Origin of the sequence: Sphingomonas sp. Leaf25, from assembly GCF_001421635.1 — a bacterium.
GTDB lineage: Bacteria > Pseudomonadota > Alphaproteobacteria > Sphingomonadales > Sphingomonadaceae > Sphingomonas.
In genome coordinates this window covers 79949-83457 of sequence record NZ_LMKU01000033.1, presented here as the reverse complement: position 1 = coordinate 83457, position 3509 = coordinate 79949, and the positions used below count along the sequence as shown (strand labels likewise).

4 protein-coding genes are annotated in these 3509 nt (G+C 66.9%); 3 read left to right on the top strand and 1 reads right to left on the bottom strand.

The features are described 5' to 3' along the window. Positions 1-44: 44 nt before the first annotated feature. Positions 45-1208 carry a lycopene beta-cyclase CrtY gene (gene crtY / locus ASE78_RS15420; protein ID WP_055762232.1) on the bottom strand — a complete coding sequence of 388 codons (1164 nt, stop codon included), beginning with the start codon at positions 1206-1208 and terminating at the stop codon, positions 45-47. 127 nt (positions 1209-1335) lie between these two features. On the opposite strand from crtY, the gene ASE78_RS15415 reads away from it, so the two are divergent. From ASE78_RS15415 to ASE78_RS15405, 3 genes are all read left to right on the top strand, one after another. Further along, positions 1336-2151: a sterol desaturase family protein gene (locus ASE78_RS15415; RefSeq protein ID WP_056498306.1), complete on the top strand. Its 816-nt coding sequence runs from the start codon at positions 1336-1338 to the stop codon at positions 2149-2151. Then, positions 2108-2506, top strand: coding sequence for a DUF2141 domain-containing protein (locus ASE78_RS15410; RefSeq protein WP_055762225.1), 399 nt, complete (start codon positions 2108-2110; stop codon positions 2504-2506). The genes ASE78_RS15415 and ASE78_RS15410 overlap by 44 nt, the downstream gene beginning before the upstream one ends. Positions 2507-2575: 69 nt before the next feature. Continuing rightward, the gene (locus ASE78_RS15405) at positions 2576-3463 is read left to right on the top strand and encodes a MipA/OmpV family protein (RefSeq protein ID WP_056498304.1); all 888 of its coding nucleotides are present in this window, start codon (positions 2576-2578) and stop codon (positions 3461-3463) included. Positions 3464-3509: the final 46 nt, after the last annotated feature.

Genomic DNA, 3509 nt, shown 5'->3' with positions numbered 1-3509 from the left:
CCCCGCCCCGATGACCGCTGCCGTTCTCACGCCCGTTCGTCCCCTCAACCCGTTCGACCCATCAACGCGGCCACCGCCCGGCCGATCGGCACGGGCGGCTTGCCGATCAGCACCCGCGCCTTGTCGACGATGGTCGATCGCCCGCCATAGAAACGCGCGACCAGCTTCGGGTCCAGCCGGTAGAAGCGTTCGAGCACGCGGTAGCGTTCCTCCGGCTCGGCCGCCTTGAACAACATTGTCGCCAGCATGCGATAGAAGCCGCGCTCGCGCCACAGCCCGGCGGCGACATCGTGCGTCAGCGTGTGGAGCGCGCCGCCCGACCAGTCGCCGCTGTCCGCGACCTTGTGCGCGAGGCGCAGCGCATCGGGCAGCGAATAGCCGGTCAGCGGATGGAACAGCCCGGCGCGCATCCCGCCCTTGGCGACGCGGTTGCCGCCCGAGCGCCAATATTCCTCGAAATCGCCACCCATCGCGACCGGCAGCACGCCGGTTTCGCTGCGCCCGACGGTCGCGACCGGCCAGCCCTTGGCCTCGGCATAGGCCGAGATGCGGCCGGCCAGTGCCTGGGTGTCGAGATCGGGGGTGTCGCTGTAATAGGTATCCTCGATGAACAGCGTCGTCGCGTCGAAGGGGAGCGTGTAGACGAAGCGGAAGCCGTCGTGCTGTTCGACCGATCCGTCCATCACGATCGGGCGTTCGACGCCGTGGGGATAGGCGGTGCGGACCTCCATCCCCATGAACTTCTGCCAGCCCAGATCGAGCAGGCTGGTATCGCCGGGGCCGCGACAGTCGATCACGCCCTGCGCCTCGACCCGGTCGCCGTCGGCCAGCACCACGGCGGTCGGGCTGGCGCCGAGCACGCGCGCGCGGGTCATCAGCGATTCGGGCGGGAGCGCGGCGCGCACCACCTCGTCCAGCCGGTCGGAGGTGATCGAATAATAGGTCGTGTCGATGGTGCGGGCGTGCGCGGGAAAGGCGATGTCATAGGCGCGCCAGCCATAGGTGACGAGCGGCGCGATCAATGCGCGATAGGGGCCGGGCACGTCGCTGCCGAAGAACGACCAGACATGGTTGCCGCCGAAGGTCGCCGCCCCCTCGATCAGCCGGATGCGCGCATCGGGCCGCCGCTTCGCCGCCGCCAACGCGATCAACGCCCCCGACAGTCCCCCGCCGACGATGGCGAGGTCGCAATGATGGATGGTGGGCATGGCTCCATGCCCTAGGGGAGCGAGCCGACAGTGGCAACGGTCGGTCCCTGCAAACTCCCCTCCCTGACAAAGGAGGGAAGGAAAAGGCGCGCTGTCCCCGGCCCGCGAAACCCGCTACAGCGCGCCCATGTCGATCGCGCTGGCCGTCCTGCTTTCCGCCGTGGCGATGACGCTGATCGTCGGCGTCCGCTATCTGCTCGCCTCCGCCGGCTTCGCCTTTGCGACGCGGGCGAAGCATCCCGGACTCTACGCCGGGCTGGATGCGCAGATCGCCAAGGAAATCCGCTGGTCGCTGCTCTCGGCGATCCTCTATGGCGTGCCCGCCGGGGTCGTCGCCTGGGGATGGCAGCATCGCGGCTGGACGCAGATCTACAGCGACGTCCACGCCATGCCGCTATGGTATCTGCCGCTCTCGGTGCTGCTCTACCTGTTCGCGCACGATACGTGGTTCTACTGGACGCATCGCTGGATGCACGTCCCCAAATGGTTCCGCATCGCGCATGCGGTCCACCATGCCAGCCGCCCGCCCACCGCATGGGCGGCGATGGCGTTCCATCCCATCGAGGCGCTGACCGGGGCTGTGGTAATTCCGCTACTGGTATTCTGTATTCCGATCCATGTCGGCGCGCTGGGATTGGTGCTAAGCATCATGACGGTTATGGGCGTGACCAACCACATGGGGTGGGAGATCTTTCCCAAATGGATGTGGTCGGGAAAACTGGGCGGATGGCTGATTACCGCCAGCCATCATCAGCGGCATCACGAGAAATACGGGTGTAACTATGGACTTTATTTCCGGTTCTGGGACCGGTTGTGCAAGACCGATGGGGGACTTGGTGACTTCGAGAAAGACCGGGCGCGCGCGGCGCGTCACCGCAATCGCCGCGCTGGGGGGCGCGATGATCCTGAGCCTTACCGGAGCCATGCCGACGGGCACGCTTGACGTCCGCCTGACCGACCTGCGTTCGACCAAGGGCGTCATCCGCCTGTGCCTGACCGCCGAGCCGGAGAATTTCCCCGGCTGCACCGACGACAAGAACGCGGTGACGCGCAGCTTTCCGGCGGGCGATCGCGGCGTGCGCATCGCCGGATTGGGGCGCGGCGATTATGCCGTGTCGGTGATCCACGACGAGAACAACAACAAGAAGCTCGACACCTTTGCCGGCATCCCGCGCGAAGGCTTTGGTTTCTCGCGCAATCCGGCGATCGGGTTCGGCCCGCCGCGCTTCAGCGCCGCCGAATTCCCGATCGCGGGTGATGCAACCGTGCAACAGGTTCGGATTCGCTACCTGCTCTAGTCGATCGCGATGGACCGAAGGGGAAGCGACAGCGTTACGCTGTTGCAACAATTCCCCGGAGCCACGCCCTTGCGCGCCATTCTCGCCGCCGTTCTGACCGCCGCCACCCTTGCCGCCACCCCCGCGCTGGCGCAGGACGCGGCGGTCGCGCCGTCGCCCCCGCCCGAACCGTCCGCCGCGACCATGGCGAACAACGACACCGGCGCCGACTTCTATGTCGTGGGCCTCGGTGCCGCGATCCTGCCCGATTACGAAGGGTCGGACGATTATTCGTTCAGCCCGGTGCCCGCCGCAACCGGCCGCGTGTCGGGCTTCAACTTCCTGCTCGCCGGCAACCGGCTGAGCGTCGACCTTATCCCCGACGGCATTGGTCCCACGTGGGATTTCCAGGCGGGGCCGATCGCGGTCGTGAACCTCAACCGCAATTCGACCAAGGGCATCGACGATGCCCAGGTCCGCGCGCTGGGCAAGGTCGACACCGCGATCGAGCTGGGCGGCTATGTCGGCATCGGCAAGACCGGTGTCATCACCTCGCAGTTCGACCGGCTGTCGGCATCGGTCAGCTATCGCAAGGATGTGGCGGGCGGCCACAAGTCGACCGTGCTCGCTCCCACGATCAACTATGTCACCCCGCTAAGCACCAAGATGGTCGCCGGCCTGTTCGTGTCGGGCGAGCGCGTGGGCGAGGGCTATGCCGACAGCTATTTCTCGATCACGCCCGGCCAGTCGCTCGCCAGCGGGCTGCCGGTCTATAACGCGCGGGCCGGGTGGAAGAACTGGACGCTGGGCAGCCTCGTCGGCCGCTCGCTGACCGGCGATCTGCGCTCGGGGCTGCAGGTGTTCGGCACGGTCGTCTATCGCCGGATGCTGAACGATTTCGCCGACAGCCCGATCGTGTCGCGCAACGGATCGGCCGACCAGTGGCTGGGCGCGGTGGGGCTGGCGTACAGCTTCTAAGGCCGGACGCGACATCCCGCTAAGAATCTGCTCCCCTCCCTGACAA